The sequence below is a fragment of the Clostridium sp. C8 genome (assembly GCF_001010885.1).
GTDB classification, from domain to species: Bacteria; Bacillota; Clostridia; order Clostridiales; family Clostridiaceae; genus Clostridium; species Clostridium sartagoforme.
In genome coordinates, this window is sequence record NZ_LBMX01000103.1 from 96,045 (window position 1) to 117,247 (window position 21,203).

Annotated in this window: 15 protein-coding genes; all 15 read right to left on the reverse strand. The window is 28.4% G+C overall.

Going from position 1 to position 21,203, the window contains the following annotated elements; genetic code table 11:
* Nucleotides 1-258: 258 nt before the first annotated feature.
* The 15 genes from AAT22_RS16885 to AAT22_RS16955 all read right to left on the reverse strand — a co-directional run bounded on the left by AAT22_RS16885 (nt 259) and on the right by AAT22_RS16955 (nt 21,170).
* Nucleotides 259-3,813 (reverse strand): DNA polymerase III subunit alpha, encoded by a 3,555-nt coding sequence (locus AAT22_RS16885; protein ID WP_047002106.1) that lies wholly within the window; start codon nt 3,811-3,813, stop codon nt 259-261.
* A 50-nt stretch (nt 3,814-3,863) separates the two neighbouring features.
* Entirely contained in the window at nt 3,864-4,814 is a 951-nt protein-coding gene (gene whiA, locus AAT22_RS16890; protein WP_016207476.1) for a DNA-binding protein WhiA, read from the reverse strand.
* A 261-nt stretch (nt 4,815-5,075) separates the two neighbouring features.
* Complete coding sequence (locus AAT22_RS16895) at nt 5,076-6,323, reverse strand: GHKL domain-containing protein (RefSeq protein ID WP_047002107.1); 1,248 nt, start codon at nt 6,321-6,323, stop codon at nt 5,076-5,078.
* Between the two features lie 155 nt (nt 6,324-6,478).
* Complete coding sequence (locus AAT22_RS16900) at nt 6,479-7,834, reverse strand: gluconeogenesis factor YvcK family protein (protein WP_047002108.1); 1,356 nt, start codon at nt 7,832-7,834, stop codon at nt 6,479-6,481.
* On the reverse strand, nt 7,831-8,715 hold the full coding sequence (rapZ, locus tag AAT22_RS16905) for an RNase adapter RapZ (RefSeq protein WP_047002109.1): 885 nt from the start codon (nt 8,713-8,715) through the stop codon (nt 7,831-7,833). Before rapZ ends, AAT22_RS16900 begins: the two co-directional genes overlap by 4 nt.
* 149 nt (nt 8,716-8,864) lie before the next feature.
* Nucleotides 8,865-9,968 (reverse strand): histidinol-phosphate transaminase, encoded by a 1,104-nt coding sequence (hisC, locus tag AAT22_RS16910; RefSeq protein WP_047002110.1) that lies wholly within the window; start codon nt 9,966-9,968, stop codon nt 8,865-8,867.
* 76 nt (nt 9,969-10,044) lie between these two features.
* Nucleotides 10,045-10,833: a TIGR00266 family protein gene (locus AAT22_RS16915; RefSeq protein ID WP_016207481.1), complete on the reverse strand. Its 789-nt coding sequence runs from the start codon at nt 10,831-10,833 to the stop codon at nt 10,045-10,047.
* Nucleotides 10,834-10,957: 124 nt separating this feature from the next.
* Nucleotides 10,958-11,479, reverse strand: a complete 522-nt coding sequence (locus tag AAT22_RS16920) for an LURP-one-related family protein (RefSeq protein WP_347457213.1) — start codon at nt 11,477-11,479, stop codon at nt 10,958-10,960.
* A gap of 426 nt (nt 11,480-11,905) precedes the next feature.
* Nucleotides 11,906-12,820, reverse strand: a complete 915-nt coding sequence (gene murB / locus AAT22_RS16925) for a UDP-N-acetylmuramate dehydrogenase (protein WP_047002112.1) — start codon at nt 12,818-12,820, stop codon at nt 11,906-11,908.
* 116 nt (nt 12,821-12,936) lie between these two features.
* Nucleotides 12,937-14,805: an excinuclease ABC subunit UvrC gene (gene uvrC / locus AAT22_RS16930; protein ID WP_047002113.1), complete on the reverse strand. Its 1,869-nt coding sequence runs from the start codon at nt 14,803-14,805 to the stop codon at nt 12,937-12,939.
* Nucleotides 14,806-15,064: 259 nt separating this feature from the next.
* Entirely contained in the window at nt 15,065-15,613 is a 549-nt protein-coding gene (gene rfbC / locus AAT22_RS16935) for a dTDP-4-dehydrorhamnose 3,5-epimerase (protein ID WP_052954003.1), read from the reverse strand.
* A 151-nt stretch (nt 15,614-15,764) separates the two neighbouring features.
* Nucleotides 15,765-17,228: a penicillin-binding protein 2 gene (locus AAT22_RS16940; RefSeq protein WP_047002114.1), complete on the reverse strand. Its 1,464-nt coding sequence runs from the start codon at nt 17,226-17,228 to the stop codon at nt 15,765-15,767.
* Between the two features lie 121 nt (nt 17,229-17,349).
* Nucleotides 17,350-19,344, reverse strand: coding sequence for a methyl-accepting chemotaxis protein (locus AAT22_RS16945; RefSeq protein ID WP_047002115.1), 1,995 nt, complete (start codon nt 19,342-19,344; stop codon nt 17,350-17,352).
* A gap of 127 nt (nt 19,345-19,471) precedes the next feature.
* Nucleotides 19,472-20,707 carry an FtsW/RodA/SpoVE family cell cycle protein gene (locus tag AAT22_RS16950; RefSeq protein ID WP_047002116.1) on the reverse strand — a complete coding sequence of 412 codons (1,236 nt, stop codon included), beginning with the start codon at nt 20,705-20,707 and terminating at the stop codon, nt 19,472-19,474.
* A 10-nt stretch (nt 20,708-20,717) separates the two neighbouring features.
* Nucleotides 20,718-21,170, reverse strand: coding sequence for an FHA domain-containing protein (locus AAT22_RS16955; RefSeq protein WP_047002117.1), 453 nt, complete (start codon nt 21,168-21,170; stop codon nt 20,718-20,720).
* Nucleotides 21,171-21,203 lie beyond the last annotated feature (33 nt).

A 21,203-nucleotide genomic window follows, 5' to 3' on the forward strand; every position in this document is an offset into this window, starting at 1 on the left:
ACTTGCTACTTAAAGTTTATGCAACTAAAATAAATGCAATATTTTGATTTTTATCGACTTTTTTATACTTTCTTATTTATATTATAACCTAAATAAATATAATTTATAGACTATATAATAATTTTTTCTTATTTTTTAATTATAATTTCTTTGTTTTTCAAATTTATTAAAGATATAAGGAATATTGTGCTTTAGTAAAATTTAGAAAAATAATTTGAAAAAGGAAGATGATTTTATTCAAGCTTCCTTTTCAATAGTTTACTCTATAATTTTAACATTTTCTTCACCAACAATTTCCTTAAAATAAATTATTGCTTCAGACTCCAAGTTTATCCATATATCCTTTGGCGCTCTATAATTTTTTCTGTCATTAACAGTAAAAATAAATACAGTAGTGTCACCTTTATATTCTGGAGGCATTCTTTTTAATTCTTTCATTAATTCTCTACCTTCATCAAGATTATTTACTCTAATATAAACTTTGGCTGTGTTTATTTTCTCCAAAGGTTCTATACTTTCGCATATAAGCTTTGGCTGTTCATCTTCCTTTATATTTACTCTTCCCTTTATAACAACTAAACTATCTTCTTTAATAAATTCTCTAACTTTATCTAAAGTCTTAGGAAATACTATAACTTCTATAACTCCTGTTAAATCTTCCATTTTTAAAAATGCCATCATAGTATTATTCCTTGTTATTTTTTGATTAGCTTCTGCTATTATACCTCCAAGTATTACTCTTTCTTCATCTGTTATCATATCCTCTGGTAGATCACTTGCATTATAATTTTCTTTTATTAATTCATATGACTTATAAATTTTTTCTATATCAGTACTAGTTTGAGCTTTCAAGCTATCTGCATATTCATCTAAAGGATGACCTGAAAGATATAATCCTGTCATTTCCTTTTCCATTGCTAAAAGATTTTTCTTTGCAAATTCCTTAATATTTGGATAATTAATCTCAGGCACTTCAATTTCTTCCTCTAATCCAAATAAACTCATTTGTCCATCTATATTTCTCTTCTTTTCATTGCTGACTCCATCCATTAATTTTTCATATACAGCTAAGAGCTTAGATCTAAAAACTTCAAAGCAATCAAGTGCTCCTGATTTTATTAGGCTTTCTATTGCTCTTTTATTTATAGATGACAAATCTATTTTGTTTATAAAATCCATTAATGATTCAAAATCACCTTTTTTATTTCTGGCTGCTACAATATTTTCTACAACATTATAACCAACATTTTTTATTGCTGCCAATCCAAATATAATTTTATCACCTTCAACAGTAAATTTAGAATAACTTTTATTTATATCTGGTGATAATACTTGTATTCCTAAACCCTCTGCAAAATTTATGTAATATGCTACTTTTTCACTTATTCCCATAACAGAATTAAGCATTGCTGCTATGGTTTCTACAGGATAATATTTCATTAAATATGCCGTTTGATAACTTATTACAGCATATGCTGCTGCATGGGACTTATTAAAAGCATAGGAGGCAAATTCCATCATCTGATCAAAAATTTTATTTGCAGCTTCTTCAGAAATGCCATTTCTTAAACAACCTGGAACCTCTATAGTTCCATCTTCATTTACAATACCGTAAATAAAATTCCTTCTTTCCTCTTCCATAACTTTATGCTTTTTCTTAGACATAGCTCTTCTAACAAGGTCACTTCTTCCTAATGAGTATCCAGCTAGTTTCATAACTATTTGCATAACTTGTTCTTGATATACTATAACACCATAAGTAACGTCTAATATATCTTCAAGCTCTGGGGTAATATATTTCACTTTATCTGGATTTTGCTTTCCTTCTATATATTTAGGAATTTCAGCCATCGGACCTGGTCTATATAAAGAATTACCTGCTATAATATCTTCTAATGAGTCTGGCTTTAGTTCCTTCATAAATGATGTCATACCCGGAGATTCAAATTGGAAAATACCCGCTGTCTTTCCATCTCCAAACATTTTATAAACTTCCTTATCCTCAAAGTTTATCTTATTTAAGTCTAACTCTATATCCCTATTTTTTTTTATCATTTTAACTGCATCGTTTATTACTGTTAAGGTCCTTAGACCTAAAAAATCCATTTTTAAAAGACCTAATTCTTCTAAAGTGGTCATATCAAATTGTGCTACTATAGAATCTTCGTTTTTTTGAAGTGGAACATATTCAACTAAAGGCTTAGATGATATAACTACTCCAGCTGCATGAGTTGATGAATGTCTAGGTAATCCTTCTAAACTCTTACTTACATCTATTAAAGCTTTTACTCTTTCTTCATTATTATATGCTGCTTTAAGCTCTGGGTTTATATCTAGAGCTTTATCTATGGTTATTCCAAGCATAGTAGGAATCATTTTAGCAATTCTATCTACCTCTGCATAAGAATAATTCATAGCTCTTCCAACATCCCTTATACATGCCCTTGGTGCCATAGTTCCAAAGGTTATTATTTGTGAAACATTGTCTATTCCATACTTCTCAACAACGTAATCAATAACTTCTTGTCTTCTTTCGTAACAAAAGTCTGAATCTATATCTGGCATGCTTACTCTTTCAGGATTCAAAAATCTTTCAAAAATTAAATTATATTTTATTGGATCTATTTTGGTTATTCCTAACGTATATGCTACTATTGAACCTGCTGCCGATCCACGTCCAGGCCCTGTTGGGATTCCTCTTTCATTAGAAAACCTTATAAAATCCCAGGTAATTAGGAAATAATCTACATATCCCATTTGTTTTATTACTGATAGTTCATACTCTAATCTCTCAATATATTCACAGGCTTCTTCATTTTCCTTGTAATAATCCACAACTTCTTTCACATTTAGTGATTTACCAACAACTTCTTTAAAAACTTCATATCTTTCAATTAAACCAGAATAACAAATATTCTTTAAATATTCATATGGCTCAAAGCCTTCTGGAACTGGAAACTTAGGAAGCTTTGATACATGGAATTCATAATCAAAATTACATTCTTCTGCGATTTTAGTTGTATTTTCTAAAGCCTCTGGAATATATGAAAACATATCCCACATTTCATCTGAGGATTTCAAATAAAATTGATCTGAAGGATATCTTCGTCTATTTGGATCATCGATAGTTTTGGCAGTTTGAATACACATAAGTACATCGTGTGACTCTGAATCACTTTGATTTATATAATGAACATCATTAGTTGCTACTAAAGGAATTGCTGTTTCTTTTGATAATTTAATATTTGCTTCTGTAACCTTTCTTTGTTCATCCATACCATGATTTTGTATCTCTAAGTAAAAACCATCTTTAAAAATATCCTTATATAGAAGTGCTATTTCTTTAGCTTTTTCATAATTATCTTTAAGATGCCAAGCTTGCACCTCTCCACCTAAGCAAGCACTTAATGCAATAAGTCCATTACTGTGGGCTCTTAAGAAATCATGATCAACTCTTGGTTTATAATAAAAGCCTCTTATGGATGCTTGTGAGACAATTTCCATAAGATTTTTATATCCTTCTTCATTTTTTACTAATAAAACTAAGTGATGAGTACTATTTTCCTTATCATTTATTTTAATGTCCATTGACTTTGCTGCTACATATATTTCACAACCAAGTATTGGCTTAATTCCTTGCTCAACTGCCTCTTTATAAAAGGCAACGCACCCATACATAACTCCATGATCTGTAATAGCAATACTGTCCATACCTAGCTCTTTAGCTTTATTAATTATTTTACTAACTTTTCCTGAACCATCAAGTAAACTATATTCTGTGTGGAGATGTAGATGTGTAAATTTTTTACTCATATAAAACATCCTCCTTTCAATTGACAATTAACTATGAACTGTTAACTGTACTAATAGGTTCCTGATCTAACTTCCTCTGCTATTTTTTCAATTTTTCTTAATCTATGATTGACACCAGATTTTCCTACTGGAGGATCTAGCATTTCTCCTAGCTCCTTTAATGATTCGTCTGGATAGCTTAGTCGAAGTTCTGCTATTTCTCTTAAATTTTTAGGTAACCTTTGAAGACCTATTTCTCTTTGTATTAATTTTATGCTTTCAACTTGCCTTACTGCTGCATTAACTGTTTTACTTAAATTAGCTGTTTCGCAATTTACAAGCCTATTTACATTATTTCTCATTTCCTTCATTATTCTTATATTTTCTAACTCCAGTAATGAGGTATGCGCTCCTATTATTCCTAAAAGATTTGAAATCTGTTCACCTTCTTTTAAATAAATAATATGGCTATTTTTTCTTTGTATTACTTTTGAATTTAGTCCAAAAGTATTTATTAAAACTGATAAGTCTTTAGCATAATCTTCGCTATGAGTAACAAATTCTAGATGATAAGTTTTTTCTGGATTACTTATGCTACCACCACCTATAAAAGCTCCTCTTATATATGCTCTTTTTAACTCTTCTGTTTTAACCATATTCTCATCTATTCTATAATCTAAAGTTAATACCCCTTCTATTTCTGTAAGTATACCAGTTTCTCTTAAAAGATCTCTTACCCCCATAGACTCTTCTATAAGTACCATATATATATTGTTTTTCTTTAATGAGTTACTTTTTTTAACCATTAACTTTGAATGTATGTTAAAGTGCTCTTTAAGCAAACTAAATATATGCCTTGCAGATGCTGGATTTTCAGTGGTAATCCTAAATGCTAACCCTAATCCACTAAAGGATATTGTCCCACTTACTTTCATTATTGCTGATATTTCAGCTAATGCATCTTCTTTCGTTAATTCAGAATATCTGCAAATTTCTCCTTTTACCTTTGATGAAAATGACATATGGCCTATTTCTCCTTATTATCTATTCTTATCATGTAATTATATCATAAATATAACAAAAATTTATATGTAAATTATAGTCGTTTAATTTGTTATATAAGTTTTAATAAATATTCTACACTAAAATAAAACTATTAACTTTTAATATTATAACATCATAATTATATATAGTTTTAATTGAAACATATATATAATACATTCACTATATATTCTTAACTTATTTAATTTAAATATATATTATAAAAAATATTAATTTATGTTTTATATAGACAATACTATAGCTAAATTTTCTCCTTCTACTTTTATTCTTATATCACCTTTATATTTTTTAACTATTTTTCTAACATTATATAAACCATAACCTCTTCCTTTTCCTTTACTTGAAAAACCTTTTTTAAAGAAATCTTCTACATCAAAATTACTTATTTTCTCTGGTTCAATATTATTTGAAACCTCTATTAAAATTCTTTCATATTTATAAATTTTTATATTAATTTCTTTCTTATCCGAATTTTTAGTAGCTTCAATTGCATTATTTAATAAATTACTTAATATTATAGTTATTTCAGAATCATCTAAACAAGAGTCCTCTATATTGCTATTTATAGAATAATTAAGTTTTATTCCAAACTGCTCACATTCAACTAGCTTACTATATAAAATAGATTTTACTATTGTACTTTCTATTTCTAATATAGAATTCAATATATTTTTATGATCTAATTCACCAAGATATTTGCTTGCTCTTTCTTTAAGTTCTGGAATATCCTTTGCTACAAATATTATTGAATACAGCATATTCATATGATTTTTATATTCATGCTCATTTGCTCTTATATTTTCTATTATATCGTCTAATAATGGATTGTAAGCGTTTTTAACTTCTATACTCTTATCCTTTAATATATTTTTATGTAAGGTTCTATAAAAACTAACATTTAAAAATATATTAATAAATATAAGTAAAATTATTTCTATAACTATTAAATTCGAAAATTTACCGCTATCATAAATAACCTTTAATATCATGAAAAACATAAATATATTTAAAAATATATTTGATATTAATAGGTTGTCCCTTATATCATCCTCAAAATCCAAGCTTTTTTTCTTAATATAACTTTTTGAAAAAATCATAATTGAGACTATACTAACAACAAACAATCCCATATGTAAAAAAACTAATTCTTTTGTTTTTCTAGTTATTAAATATACAATTGTAACTGATATATTTTGAAGTATAAAGGTTACTACAACACAAATTACTATTTCTATTAATACAAGATTATTATCCTTCTTATCTATAAATGCTATTGCAAAAATTTCAAATAACAATAGTATTAAATAAATCAATATTCCATTTATACTTTTAAAGTTATAAAATAATATACTACATATAGCTATTACAGCTGAGTATCTAAATAAGTTTTTATTATTACTTTTATTAAATAAGGTATTATACAAAAGTACTACTAGCATCATTTCAATAAATATCATTAATATATCCATACCACACAATCCTCTATACTATTTTATTTTTATAAATTACTACTTCTAATTATATAGAATATTTTAGCAAATAATTATATATTTTTCCATATAACTCAATTATATTGCATTTTTTATAACATTATAAAAAGAACTAAGAGGATTTTTTAATCATCTTAGTTCTTTTTACTATTAATTTTATTCTTTTTATCTCTTTCTTTTATCCTTTGTGATACATACATATATTCTATGATTTTCTTTCTATCATATAATAGCTTTTTCTCCATTATAGTATCTACTAAAACTTCTGCTAAATATTCTGAATCATGTTTAACATATCCCTTTTGGATCTTTGCAAGAGACGCTTCAACAACATCTACACCTAATCCCCTTACTTCTTTTATATCTAATTCTACTAATTCAGAACCATCCAATGAATATTTTTCTTTAATATCCTCAGGAATATCTCCTCTATTTGCAACTACATAATCCACAATGCCTCTACCACCATATTTTTTTAATATTTTTATATGGTCAGAAACTTTAAATCCATGAGTTTCTCCAGGTTGGGTCATAATATTAGATATATATATCTTTATTGCATCACTTTTCCTTATACTTTCTGCAATGTCTTTTACTAGTAAATTAGGAACTATACTTGTATAAAGACTTCCTGGTCCTAATACTATAGCATCAGCTTCTTCTATTGCCTTTATGGCATCTTCTAAAGGTTTAGCATCTTTAGGCTCTATCATAAGTTTTTTAACTCTTGAATTTTGTTTCAATACTTCTTCGGGAATTTGAGATTCACCTTCTACCTTATTTCCATTTTCAAGTTCAGCAATAAGTTTCATATCCTCCAATGTAACTGGTAGTACTTTACCTGTTACTGCTAAAACTGAACTCATTTTTTGAACTGCATCTTCAAAATTATCACTTACTCCATCCATAGCTGCTAAAAATAAATTACCAAAGTTTTGATTCTTAAGTCTTCCATCTGGAAACCTGTATTGAAGTAGTTCCTCCATCAATGGTTCAGTATCTGCAAGAGCTAATATGCAGTTTCGTATATCCCCAGGTGGAAGCATTCCTAAATCCTCTCTTAAAGCCCCAGAGCCTCCTCCATCATCAGCAACTGTAACAATTGCTGTTATATTAGATGTGTAATATTTTAGTCCTCTTAACATGGTAGATAATCCTGTTCCTCCACCTACTACTACTATTTTCGGTCCTTTTACCAATAATCTTTTTTCATATATAAGATTTTCCATCTTTCTACTATCTAAAGATAAATGTATATATCCCTTGTTTGTCAATGCTATTATTGATTTCATGCCCTCTACAATAGATATATAAATTACAAATATTCCTGTAATATTTAAAAATATATAAAATATTTTGTAATAAAAATCATATACTCTTCGCACTGCAAGTTCAGTGAATCCAAAAGCAATTAATAAGATTCCAAAAATTCCAAAGAAAAGCCATCTTTTAATTCTAACACCTGGTTTTAGCCAATCTTTAATACTCATAGTTTTTTAGCTCCTTGATGTACATCCTCTACAATATCTCTATGTTCAACAGAAGCATTATAGTTTCTTTCTAATAACTTTTTATATATTTCATTAGCTATTGCTACTGATCTATGTCTTCCTCCAGTACATCCTACTGATATTATAAGTTGTCTTTTCCCTTCTTTTTTATAGTTAGGTATAAGAAAATCTAACATATCATCTGCTCTTTTTACGAAACCTTTAGTTTCTTCTTGATCAAGTACATATTTCCTAACAGGCTCATCACTTCCTGAAAATGGCTTAAGCTCTGGTATATAGAATGGATTTGGAATAAATCTAACATCAAACACTAAATCTGAATCAACTGGAATTCCATATTTAAATCCAAAACTTAAAACTGTTATAGATAATTGTTTTTCTGGTTGCTTCATATCACCATAATTTTTATTCATTTCTTCTCTTAGATCTCTGATTGCATATTTTGATGTATCTATTATTATATCTGCTCTATCTTTAACTTCTCTTAATCTATTTCTTTCTTCATTAATTCCAGTAATAACTCTGCTTCCTGGAGCTAATGGATGACTTCTTCTTGATTCTTTAAATCTCTTAACTAAAATTTCATCTGATGCATCTAAAAACAATATTTCATACTTAAAATCTTGCTTTTTCAAGTAGTTTAAGCTTTCAAATAAATCATCAAAGAAAATTCCTCCTCTTATATCTATTACTAATGCAACTTTATCTATTTTGCCTTGACTTTGAACACATGCTTCTGCAAATTTTGGTATTAATTTTGGTGGAAGGTTATCTACACAAAAATATCCCATATCTTCAAGGCTTCTTGTTGCTTCTGTTTTCCCTGCTCCTGATAGTCCTGTAACTATTATAAATCTCATGATTCTGCCTCCCTCTAATTCGAAGATTATTTAATTAAATTATATCATATTAAAGCCATTTTTATAACTTTAATAAATCTTTCACTATCATTTATATTTGGGGTACAAAGTAAAAATAGAGAAAAGCTTATACTCTTCTCTATTTCTAACTATTTTTTATCTCGTTCTTCTATAGCATTATTTAACAATTTGCAAAACTCAATATTTTGTTCTTGTGTGCCTATAGTTACTCTTATCCAACTAGGCATACCTAATAGATATCCTGGTCTTATTATATATCCATGTCTTAGTAAATATTCATGTATTGGTTTATCGTCACCTTTAACATTAACCATTATGAAATTTGCTTGAGACTTTATATAATTTAATTCCATTTCACTAAATTGTTTTTCTAGGTATTCTCTTTGTTTTTTATTAAACAATTTAACCTTATTTATAAAATCTTCATCCTCTAATGCAGCAACAGCTGCTTTTTGAGCAAATAAATTAACATCAAAAGCATTTATAACTCTATTCATATAATCTACTATTTCTTCACTAGCAATACCATATCCAAATCTTAACGCAGCTAGGCCATAAGCCTTTGAGAATGTTCTTAGTATTATCATATTTGGATATGATTTTAATAATTCTAATGAGTTTGGATAATCTTCTGAAGTAACATATTCATAATAAGCTTCATCCATTACTATAACTATATTTTTAGGTATTTTACATAATACTTTATTTAGTTCATCTGCCGTAAATATATCTCCTGTAGGGTTATTAGGGTTACAAAACCATATTATTTTTGTTTTATCTGTTATTGCGTTTATCATCATTTCTAAATCTAGTCGGTTATTTTTTAATGAAATTCTTATTGGTTTTGCCCCCATAAGTACAGTATTACTATCATACCTTGGGAAAGTAATTTCTGGCATAATACTTTCGTCATCCTTATCTAGAAATACTTCACATATTACATTTATTAATGAATCTGATCCAGCACCACAAAATATCATATCTCTATTTATTTTAAGTTTATCACTTAAAGCTTTTTTAAAATCATATGAAGCTGAATCTGGGTACATATTCATTTCATTTACCAACTCAAACATTAATTTTTTAACTTTATTTGAAGTCCCTAGTGGATTTTCATTAGATGCAAGTTTAACAACCTTATCTATTTCAAATTCCCTCTTAACCTCATCTATCGGTTTTCCTGCTACATACTTTTCTAACTTTTTAACTTCTTCTCTCACTTTACATTCCATGTTGTTTCTAATGCCCCCTTGTTATTTATTGATATAATTATATATTTTTTATAACAAGGATTCTATACTTTAAAGTTTATCTTTCAAATAAATTTCCTATAGTTCCAAGAACACTTCCTTGATCAACTTGCTTTCCCATATTTTGTGGGGCTGCTGAGTAAACCCTAGATGCTAGTTTACTAAATGGTAAGCTTTGAATCCAAACATCTCCTGGGCCTGTTAATGTAGCAAAAAATAACCCTTCGCCACCAAATACAGCATTTTTAAATCCACCTACAAACTGTATGTCATAATTTACATTTTGAGTCATTGCAACTAAACATCCTGTATCAAGCTTTATTGTTTCCCCTGGCATCAATGTTCTTTTTATAATAGTTCCTCCTGCATGAATAAAAGCTAAACCGTCACCTTCTAACTTCTGTAATATAAAACCTTCTCCACCAAAAAATCCTGCTCCAAGCTTTTTAGTAAATGCTATACCTACACTTATTCCCTTTGCACAACATAAAAAAGAATCCTTCTGACAAATTAATCTTCCACCTAAGTTTCTTAAATCTATAGGTATTATTTTTCCTGGATAAGGTGCTGCAAAAGCTACCTTTTGTTTCATAACTCCCGAATTAGTAAAAGCTGTCATAAATAAACTTTCACCTGTAATAACTCTTTTTGCTGCTCCTCCAAGTTTACCTAAAAATCCTCCTTGTGATTTTTCACTTCCATCTCCGAAAATAGTCTCCATCGTTATACTGTTATCCATCATCATCATTGCTCCAGCTTCAGCAACTACAGTTTCTCTTGGATCTAATTCAATTTCTACATATTGCATTTCTTTTCCTAAGATTTCATAATCTATTTCGTGAACCATTATTTCTACCTTCCTTTTTATAAACTTATAAAATATATTATTAATTATTTCCTTTTATTAGAATTATATTTATATAATTATTATAGCATAATGAGAATTAGCTATTAAGCCTTTATATTAGTAATTAATTATTATTGTGAAATCTTACCATATCTATCATTACAAGTAATCCTATAAAAAAATTTGTATAACTTTCATCTAAAACTTCTAAGGAGTATCTATCACGGCCAAAAGTTAATTCCTTATCTATCTTTCCTATCTCTATACCATCTTTCTTTATTACATAATGTCTTCCAAGCATGCTATTTGATTCCATACTCATTATTCCTAAAGCCCCAGTTATATTATATTCTGGAATCATAAATTCTTTCTTAATTGTTGCAATTTCCCTCATGTTATAATCATAAGCTATATACTTATGTGCACCTAATCTTATTTGTTGTCTCATATATAGTACTTTATTTCTATTAGAATCATAAATACTAATATTTTTCCCTATATCAAACTTATCCGCTTCTGCTATAAATACTACATTGTCATTTTCATCTAGCACATCAAATTTAGCTCCAATAGCCAATAATCTTTCTTTAATATAAAACCTTCTCATAAACTTCTCCTTTATAAAATATTTTTTAACTCTAAATATAGTATATTATACCACTTAATAATTGTCAATAAGACTTTATAACTTTATTTCAACAATTATTTATTTTGCAAAGCAATTTTCTAGTGCACAGTTCACAAGGCACAGTTCACAGTTGTTTTCATTTTGTAGGTAACAGGTAACAAGTATTGAAAATTAAGAAATATTTACTTTAGGTAAACTTCAGTAGATAGGCTTTTGTACTAAGTTCAATTGACATAGAGTAAACTTTATTTAGAAGCACATTAAGCTTTTACTTATATATTTATTCATTATTTCTCTTAAAAAATCTAATATCTGTTCCCTCCCCAAAGCTGTGAACTGCGAATTGTGCACTGTGAACTGAATAAATTGCTTCGCAATTTAAAATAAAAAAAGGAAATTCAGCTATGACTGAATTTCCTCATAAATTGTTAATTATCAATTGATTTAATCTTCACCTATTATTCTAACTTCTGGATGTAAATCAACATTAAATTGTCTTTTAACTTCACTTTGAATATATTCTATTAAATCTAAAATATCTTTAGCTGTAGCATTATTTTTATTTATAACAAATCCTGAATGCTTTTCAGAAACTGCCGCTCCACCTAGGCTATATCCTTTTAAACCTGCATCTTGTATTAATTTTCCTGCGAAATACCCTTCTGGTCTTTTAAATGTACTTCCTGCTGAAGGATATTCTAAAGGTTGTTTTGACTCTCTTTTACAAGTTAAATCATCAACTGTATCCTTAATTTTATTTACATCCCCAACTTGTAACTTAAATTTTGATGATAAAACAATATAATTTTTCTTCATAACAATCGATGATCTATATCCTAACTCTAAATCATCTTTTGATAGTCTTATTAGTTGCCCATCGCTATCAATAACTTCCGCACTATCTATTACATTAGAAATTTCACCATTATACGCACCTGCATTCATAAACACGGCTCCCCCTACAGTTCCAGGAATACCGCATGCAAACTCAAATCCAGTTAAGGAATTTTTTAAGGCTGCATTAGATACATCTTTTAACATAGCTCCACATTCTGCTTCTACTATATCTTCATAAACCTTTATGCCATTTACATTCTTTAACTTAATAACAACGCCTCTTACTCCGCCATCTTTTACTAATAAGTTAGATCCATTTCCAACTACGTAGAAAGGTATGTTCTTTTCTTTACAAATTTTTATTGTTCTTAGCACTTGATCTTTATCTTCTGGAATCAAAAGGATGTCTGCTGGCCCACCTACTCTAAAATGAACATAGTCTTTCATTTCTGCATCAAGAATAATATTTTCGCTTTTGTAAAATTCTTCGAATAAGTTCTTAAACTCTTTATATTGATTCATACCTAACTCCTTATATACGTAGTAATATCTTTACATAGTATAAATTAAAAATCTTGAATAAACAACCCATCAGAAGCATATTTATATATATTACTTAATTTGTAACCATTTTGTTACTACTTTTCCTTTATGCTAAAGTAATCCCTTATACTTTGAGCTGCTTTTTTATCAATACTAGGTGTTTCTAGTAATTCATCTAGCATTGCATTTTTAATATTTTCAACACTTCCAAACTTCATTAAAAGATTTCTCCTTCTTTTCTCTCCTATATTAGGTATATCTTCTAATATAGAGTGTAAAGTTCGTTTATCTCTTAATGTTCTATGATATGTAATAGCAAATCTATGAACCTCATCTTGTATTCTTCTAATCATCTGCATTAGATTTGAACTTCTATTTATTATAAGCTCCTTATTATTATATATAATTCCCCTAGTTTGGTGTTTATCATCTTTTACTAATCCACAAACTGGAATACTTATATTTAATTTATCTAACACCTCTAATGCTATGTTAACTTGGCCCTTACCTCCATCCATCATTATTAAGTCTGGGAAATTAGAAAATTTACCGCTTGAAAAATTTAAATTTCTTTCTTGAATTCTCTTTATTTCATCAAGTCCATGAGAAAATCTTCTTTCTAATATTTCTCTCATACTATCATAGTCATTAGCACCTTTTACTGATTTAATTTTAAATCTTCTATAATCACTATTTTTTGATCTTCCTTCTTCAAAAACAACCATTGTTCCAACTGAATCTACTCCTTGTATATTTGAAATATCATATGATTCAATTCTAAATGGAGCTTCATCTAAGTCTAATAAATCTCTTAATTCTTCTAATGTTATCCTATTAATTTCTTTTTCTTTAAGGAATTTATCTTTAAATTGCTCTAATGTTATTTTCGCATTATTTTTCACCATCTCAAGCATATCCTTTTTTTGACCCTTTTGAGGTACTTTAACCCATGACTTAGCTCCTCTTTTTATTGTTAAAAATTCCTCTATAAGTTCTGAATCCTCTATATCTGGCAGATATATTGTTTTCGGAATTTTTGCTGTTCCACCATAAAAAGACGTTATAAAGTCTTCTAAGACTTCACCAACCTTGTCATCTGCTGTATTTTCAAAAATAAAATGTTCACGTCCTGTCACTTTTCCATCACGTGAAAAGAATATTTGAATACAACTATCCTTTTCATCTTGATATATATTTATAAAATCTTCATCTCCCTCCATAGTCTTAAATATCTTTTGTTTTTCTACTATTGCATCAATTGCTAAAAGCTTATCTCTATATCTAGCAGCTTTTTCAAATTCAAGATTCATAGAAGCTTCTTCCATACTCTTCTTTAAAGAATTTTTTATTGTTTTATCTTTACCATTAAGTATATCCATAATCTCATTAATCATTTCACCATATCTTTCTTTTGTTATATATCCTGCACAAGGAGCTACACATTTTTTAATATGGTAATTTAAACAAGGTCTTACTTTCTGTCCATCTTCATTTATTATTAATTTACAAGTTCTTATTGGAAAAATTTTATTAATTAATGTTATTGTTTCATAAACTGCTGTTCCATTTGTATATGGTCCAAAATACTTTGCTCCATCCTTGGCATATTTTCTAGTTACAAACACTCTTGGATAGTCATCATTTGTTGTTATCTTTATAAACGGATAAAACTTATCATCCTTTAAAGCTATGTTATATCTTGGACTATGCTTTTTTATTAAGTTACACTCTAAAATTAAGGCTTCCATTTCAGAATCCGTAACTATATACTCAAACTCTGAAATATTTTTCACCATTACTTTTACTTTTTCAGAGTGGTTTTTAGAATTTTGAAAATAACTCCTAACCCTATTTTTTAGTATTTTAGCTTTTCCTACATAAATAATTTCGCCAAGAGAATTTTTCATTATATAAACACCAGGCTTTTCTGGCAAATTCTTTAGGTGATACTCAAAATCAAACATTAAAGTCCTCCTTCAATTAGGTTCTTTGTAATATAAATTTTATCACTATATAGATAATGAGACAAAAGGAAGTTAATTACAAATATATTGTTTTGTAAAGCAAAATAGTGAAAAATGAATAGTGAAGGAGAAAATCCTTACAGGATTTTTGAATAAAAGGTGCTTTTCACCAATATATTTTAAGTTTTGTATATCAAAACATCCTAAACTTTTCACTCTTCACTTTTCACTCTTCACTAAAAAATTGCTTTGCAATTTATTAAAACGGTGTTTCAAACTCTTCAAACTTTGGCCAGGCTTTATCTTCCCTTTCAACTTCAACTTCTTCCTTGTCAAATTCCCAAGGAATATCTAACGAATCCCAGTGTACTCCACTTCTTAATTCTCTTACAAATGGCTTTGTAACCTTATAATAAACTAACGCATCTTTACTTCCCTTTATATAATATCCATGTGCACATCCGCTTGGTATATATATTAAATTTCTATTATCTTCATTTAAATTAACTGATGTGTATCTACCGTAAGTTTTAGATTCTTTTCTTAAATCTATCACTACATCCTGTATTTCTCCTGATATGCAAGTTATCAGCTTATCATGCCCTTCTGGAGGCAATTGAAAATGCATCCCTCTTACTACTCCGGGCTTTGCTATAGCATAGTATTCTTCTTTGAATTCTGTGCTTAATCCATATATATTGAATTGAGTATCATTAAAAACTTTAATCAAATCACATGTACTTTCCATGAAGACAGTTGGTGTTATTAAGCAGCAGCCTTCAACTTCTAATTGTTTAACTCTAAACATAGTATAATATCTCCTTTTAGTCTCTAAAATTCTTTAACTTTATATAAAAAATAAAGCCTAGAAATTAAGTCCCTATTTTAATATATGAGACAAAAGTTAAATAGTGAGAATTTTAAAGTTAAAAGATAAAATTTTGTAGAAAGCTGTACTTCTAATTTTCTAAAACGGCTTCTCTTATAATTTGTGAAGCTATATTTGCTGCTGAACCCGCTCCATTTTCACCTTTTTCCACTATTACAGCAACTGCAATCTTAGGATCATCTAAAGGTGCTGCTGATATAAACCATCCATGAGGTATTCCTTCAGCACCATTTTCTATATAATCTGCTGTACCTGTTTTGCCCCCAGCATTAGTACCTTCAAATGCTGGCCATCTATATATATTATTAGATACTAGAAATCCCATATAACTTTTTATTGTTTCCGCTATATCCTTTGAAATAACATCAGTCTTTAATGTTTTATTTGGTATCTCTTTAATTGTATTTCCATCCTTATCTACTATTTTATTTACCAATTTAGGTTCCATAAGAACTCCATCATTAGCAACAGTAGCTGCAACTATAGCCATTTGCATTGGACTTGATAGAACACTTGCTTGACCTATACCACTTTGAGCTATATTGCCTACTTCATATTCCTTCAAGGCTGGAAACCTACTTTGTACTATAGAAAGTCCTATTCCATCCATTCTATAATTAAATCCAAATCTTTCTGCTACTTCTTTTAACTTCTCGTTTCCCATCTCCATTGCAAGAGTTCCAAAAACTACATTACTAGAAACTCTATATGCCATTTGTAAATCTATATTTCCATGTGCTTGTTTCATGTAATTATTAAGCTCTGTTCCATCTGGAAATGTTATTTTTCCCGTATCACCAAATGTTCTATTAACTATACTTGGATCATTTTCTAAAGCAGCAGCTAAAGTTACTGTTTTAAATACAGATCCAGGTGGATATAACCCATCTATTGTTCTATTTAATAATTTACTATCTAAATCTACTCCAGTATTTGCATCTTCTATAACTTTTTCAAGATCAGTAGGATTATATGTTGGCTTTGATATCATTGCTAATATTTCTCCTGTTTTAGGGTTTATTGCAACTACAGCTCCCTTTAAATCTCCCATTGCATCATAGGCAACTTTTTGAAGATTATAATCTAAGGTGGTTACTATTCCATTACCAACCTTTTCTTCATTTCTATTTTCAAAAGCTTTTTTTAAATCAAAATCTTTTAATAAGCTTCTAATACTATTAGAGAAACTACTATATTTTGATAACTCACTATCATATTCTTCTTCTAAGCCTGTAATTCCAAATCTTTCATCTATATATCCTAAAGCATGAACATATAAATCACCATAGATATACTCTCTATTTTGATTAAATTTATCTTCTCTAGTACTTTTAGTCATTGGATTTCCATCTTTATCATATATTGTTCCTCTTAAAACTTCATTTCTCTTTGCCCAAAGCCTTTTATTTCCTGAATCATTTGCTATATCAGGTCCCTTAAAGACTTGAAAATAGGCTATATATGATATTAATGCTATAAAGCAAAAAAGAAATATCACCATAATGTTTCTTACGCTTTTTGCTAAATCACTCATAAAGTCCTCCTTGTTTTTAAACATATTAATACAATTATAACTATAAAGTTATATATTTAAACTATAAAATTAAAGGAACTGTTTTAAACAGCTCCTTTATATTATACATCAAATTTTTTTATTATACCTTAAATTCTGCAATACTTTCTTTCATTTCCATAGCTAATACCTTAAGATCACTAGCTAGACTTCGTATTTCCTCCATTGAACTAAACTGTTCTTCTGTTGATGCTGTTATTTCTTCTGTCGCTGCTGCTACTTCTTCCATTGAAGCTGCACTAGTTTCTACTATTTTTAAAATTTCCTCTTTTTTAGAAGTAACAACATTATTAGAATCGATAATTGATTTTATCGCACTCTTCATGACTCTAATCTCATCACTTATATTTTTCAAAGATGATACTGTTTCCTTAACACTAGTGCTTTCATTTATAGAAACAACTTTTGTCTCTCCTAATACATCTACTGCCTTGCTTATCTTTTTATTGATATCTAAAGTCGTAACTTTTATTATGTCTGTAGCCTCTTTAGAATTTTCTGCAAGTTTATTAATTTCTTTTGCTACTACAGCAAACCCCTTACCTACTTCACCTGCGTGGGCAGCCTCAATTGAAGCATTTATTGATATTAAGTTTATACTATTTGCTATATCATCTATTATTTTTATAAAGTCATCTATTTTTTTTGTACTTCTTGAAATATCTATTATATCTATAGATAAATCTTCTATCGAACTTTGTAGAGCTGAATTATCTATTAAGAGTTTTTGCATTCCTTGATTGTTATTTTCTACATTTTTACTTAATACTGAATATAGATTGTTTAAAACATCAATAGTCTTTGACACATCATTTATAGAATCTCCTAATGTATTAATATTATTAGATATATCAACCATGCTACCTGCTTGTTGTTGTGCAACTATTGAAATATTTTGGATTGAAGCTGATACTTGTTTTGATATCTCATACATACTATTAGATGAATCATCTATGTCTGTACTATTTTCTGATAATATTTGTGATAATGAAAGATTTTCTTTCATTACACCTTTAAGTATATCAAAAGAATTATTTAGTTCCTTTATAGCATCTCCTATTTCATCATCTAATTTTATGCTTGATCTTTGAGTGAAATCTTTTTTTCCCATTGCTTTACTCATATTATTTATATCAATGATGGCATTTAAATACTTCTTAATAATTACTGATGCAATTAAAGTTATTACTAATGCAACTATTGCTGTAATTATTATAGTAATTGCTATACTTTCTAATATACTTTTATTTAACATTCCTTTATCGTAAATACTTGTAACTTTAAAGTTATTGCTAAATTTATGATAAAATACTATTTTACTATCCTTACCTATTTTTATCTCATTGCTTTCTTTATTTTGCTCTATTAATCCATTTAATTCAGCATTTATTTTTGTATTGATTTGCTCCTTATTAGTACTCGCTATTATAGTTCCAAAGCTATCTGTTAAATTAACTTCTATTCCTTCTATATTTATAGTATTAACTTGGTCTTGAAATATAGATATTGAAGTTTGAACATAATACTCTCTATTATCAAACTTTGCTTTTATTACTATAAATCCCTTATCACCTGATACTACTATATTTGACCAAGATACTCCTCTTACTCCGCCTTCAACAAATGTTAATGCATCTATATATGCTTTACTTAATCCACCCGAGTAAGCTATAAAGCTCCCATTATCTTCCTTAACTGCTATAGAAATAACATATGGATTACTCTTCATAAAAGAATCTACAAAGCTATTTGCTCTATCCTTATATCTTACTCCATTTTCAATTGAATATATTAAATCCTCTAGTTGAACAATACTTTTGTTAATTATATTTTCCCCAAAACTATTGGTTTGCTTTAAAGCATCATTTACTCTATTGTTTTCATTTTTATAAATTATAACTGATGAATACGTTGCCAAAGAAAAGCTGGTTAATAAAATAATAGTTACAAGAAAAAGTATTATTTTTTGAGCAATTGTAATTCTTTTTTTCCTATTACTTTTTGGAGCTCTAAGTTGTTTAGATTTATTCTTCTTTCTAATCTTGTCCTGATTTTTTTTATCTATATTATTAGACAAAATAACCCCTCCCCCGAAAATTTAATAAACTCATCCCTTTACCCTAAAAGAAAGAGTAATGAAACTTATCATTACTCTCTTCTAATATTATACTATACTTAAATATAACTTTACATTGTTTTATAATTTAATATTCCTCTGATATTTTTTGTAAAATGCCCAAAGCAAAAAACATTGTTAACATAGAACTACCTCCATAACTTATAAGAGGTAATGTTATTCCTGTAAGAGGTATAACTGTAAATATTCCTCCCACTATAACTAAAGTCTGACAAGCTATCATTGTACTAAACCCTACAGCTGCTAATTGACTAAATCTATCATTAGTTAAAAATGCTATTCTTATTCCCCTGTAAAATAGTAGAAAGTATATTATCATCACTCCAACTGCAAATATCATTCCAAATTCTTCACAAATAACAGCAAATATGAAATCACTTTCTCTTGCAAATATTAAATCTGGATAACCATTTCCAAGCCCCACTCCAAATAAACCACCTGAAGCTATTGCATATAATCCTTGAACTATCTGATATCCTTCATCACTAGCATATTTCCATGGATCAAGCCATATCATGACTCTTCTCTGAACGTGCCCGAAAACTCCATAAGCTCCAACAGCACCTACTGCTGATAATCCTAAACATGTAAAAACATATTTCTTCTTAGATGTTGCTATGTATAGCATAGTAACTGAAATACCAAAAAATATTAATGTTGAACCTAAATCTGTTTGTAGCACCATGCAAATTAAAGAGAACATAACTATTATTGCCGGTTCAATTAATTGTTTAAAATCGTCCTTAATAACATTTTTATTTTCATATGTCATAAGTGATGCTGCTAAATACAAAACTAACGCTATCTTACCAAATTCAGATGGTTGAAACCCAAATGGCCCTATAAATACCCAGTTCATAGCTCCATACGTTTCTACCTTGAACACAAGTCCATATATCAATGCCATTGGCATAAATAATAAAGTAGCTATCATATATATTTTTTTATATTTAGCAAAACTCTTCAAATCTGGCATAGCTACTACTATAGCAATATATGATACTATTCCAAGTATTGACCAAATCAATTGCTTAATAGCAAAATCGGGGGCTATTCTATAAAGAACAGCTATTCCAACTACTGCTAATATACTTGAAAATATAAGCATAAACTTATCACCATCTGGATAAAATCGTCTTATTAAATAATGAGAAAATCCTACTATAATGCATAGTATAACTCCCATAATTAATGCCTTAGTATCAAATGGCTTTTTCAGTAAAGCTAAGCTTGTAAATAGGAGTAAACACAGAAGATAAATTAATTTTAAGACTCTTTTCTCTAATTTTAATGCACTATTCATAATCTCACCTCTAATTCTTCTCTGCTCTTATCACCTTAAATATAGCACTTCCTATTCTTATTTTATCGTTAGCTCTGATTTTAGCAAATTCATTTATTCTTTCATCATTAATGAAAATACCATTGGTACTATTTAAATCTTCTATAACTATTTCATTATTTTTAACTATAATCTTAGCATGATTTCCTGAAGCATATTGATCATCTAATTTTATTGTATTTCCTTCTCTTCTTCCTATTGTTATGGACCCTCTTAACAATAAAATAGACCCCTCTTCTAAATTTGAGTTTTCACCTGTACTCAGTACTTCTATGCCATAATTCTTTTTAGTAGAAGATTGTCTCTTTCTTCCCCCACCTTTTACATCCTTGTACATTATTTTTAGTGCATAATAAATTATAAAATATAATATTATAATAAATGCTATACCAAAAACTAATGTCATTAGCTTTGAAAAACCCATCTTTTCACCTCAAAATTAGTATTCTATTACCAT

Excerpts from the sequence above, each read along its gene's own strand:
- AAT22_RS16885 (WP_047002106.1), bottom strand. The coding sequence starts at position 3,813 with ATGAGTAAAAAATTTACACATCTACATCTCCACACAGAATATAGTTTA.
- whiA (WP_016207476.1), bottom strand. The coding sequence starts at position 4,814 with ATGTCATTTTCATCAAAGGTAAAAGGAGAAATTTGCAGATATTCTGAA.
- AAT22_RS16895 (WP_047002107.1), bottom strand. The coding sequence starts at position 6,323 with ATGGATATATTAATGATATTTATTGAAATGATGCTAGTAGTACTTTTG.
- AAT22_RS16900 (WP_047002108.1), bottom strand. The coding sequence starts at position 7,834 with ATGAGTATTAAAGATTGGCTAAAACCAGGTGTTAGAATTAAAAGATGG.
- rapZ (WP_047002109.1), bottom strand. The coding sequence starts at position 8,715 with ATGAGATTTATAATAGTTACAGGACTATCAGGAGCAGGGAAAACAGAA.
- hisC (WP_047002110.1), bottom strand. The coding sequence starts at position 9,968 with ATGGAATGTAAAGTGAGAGAAGAAGTTAAAAAGTTAGAAAAGTATGTA.
- AAT22_RS16915 (WP_016207481.1), bottom strand. The coding sequence starts at position 10,833 with ATGGTTCACGAAATAGATTATGAAATCTTAGGAAAAGAAATGCAATAT.
- murB (WP_047002112.1), bottom strand. The coding sequence starts at position 12,820 with ATGAATCAATATAAAGAGTTTAAGAACTTATTCGAAGAATTTTACAAA.
- uvrC (WP_047002113.1), bottom strand. The coding sequence starts at position 14,805 with ATGTTTGATTTTGAGTATCACCTAAAGAATTTGCCAGAAAAGCCTGGT.
- rfbC (WP_052954003.1), bottom strand. The coding sequence starts at position 15,613 with ATGTTTAGAGTTAAACAATTAGAAGTTGAAGGCTGCTGCTTAATAACA.
- AAT22_RS16940 (WP_047002114.1), bottom strand. The coding sequence starts at position 17,228 with ATGAGTGATTTAGCAAAAAGCGTAAGAAACATTATGGTGATATTTCTT.
- AAT22_RS16950 (WP_047002116.1), bottom strand. The coding sequence starts at position 20,707 with ATGAATAGTGCATTAAAATTAGAGAAAAGAGTCTTAAAATTAATTTAT.
- AAT22_RS16955 (WP_047002117.1), bottom strand. The coding sequence starts at position 21,170 with ATGGGTTTTTCAAAGCTAATGACATTAGTTTTTGGTATAGCATTTATT.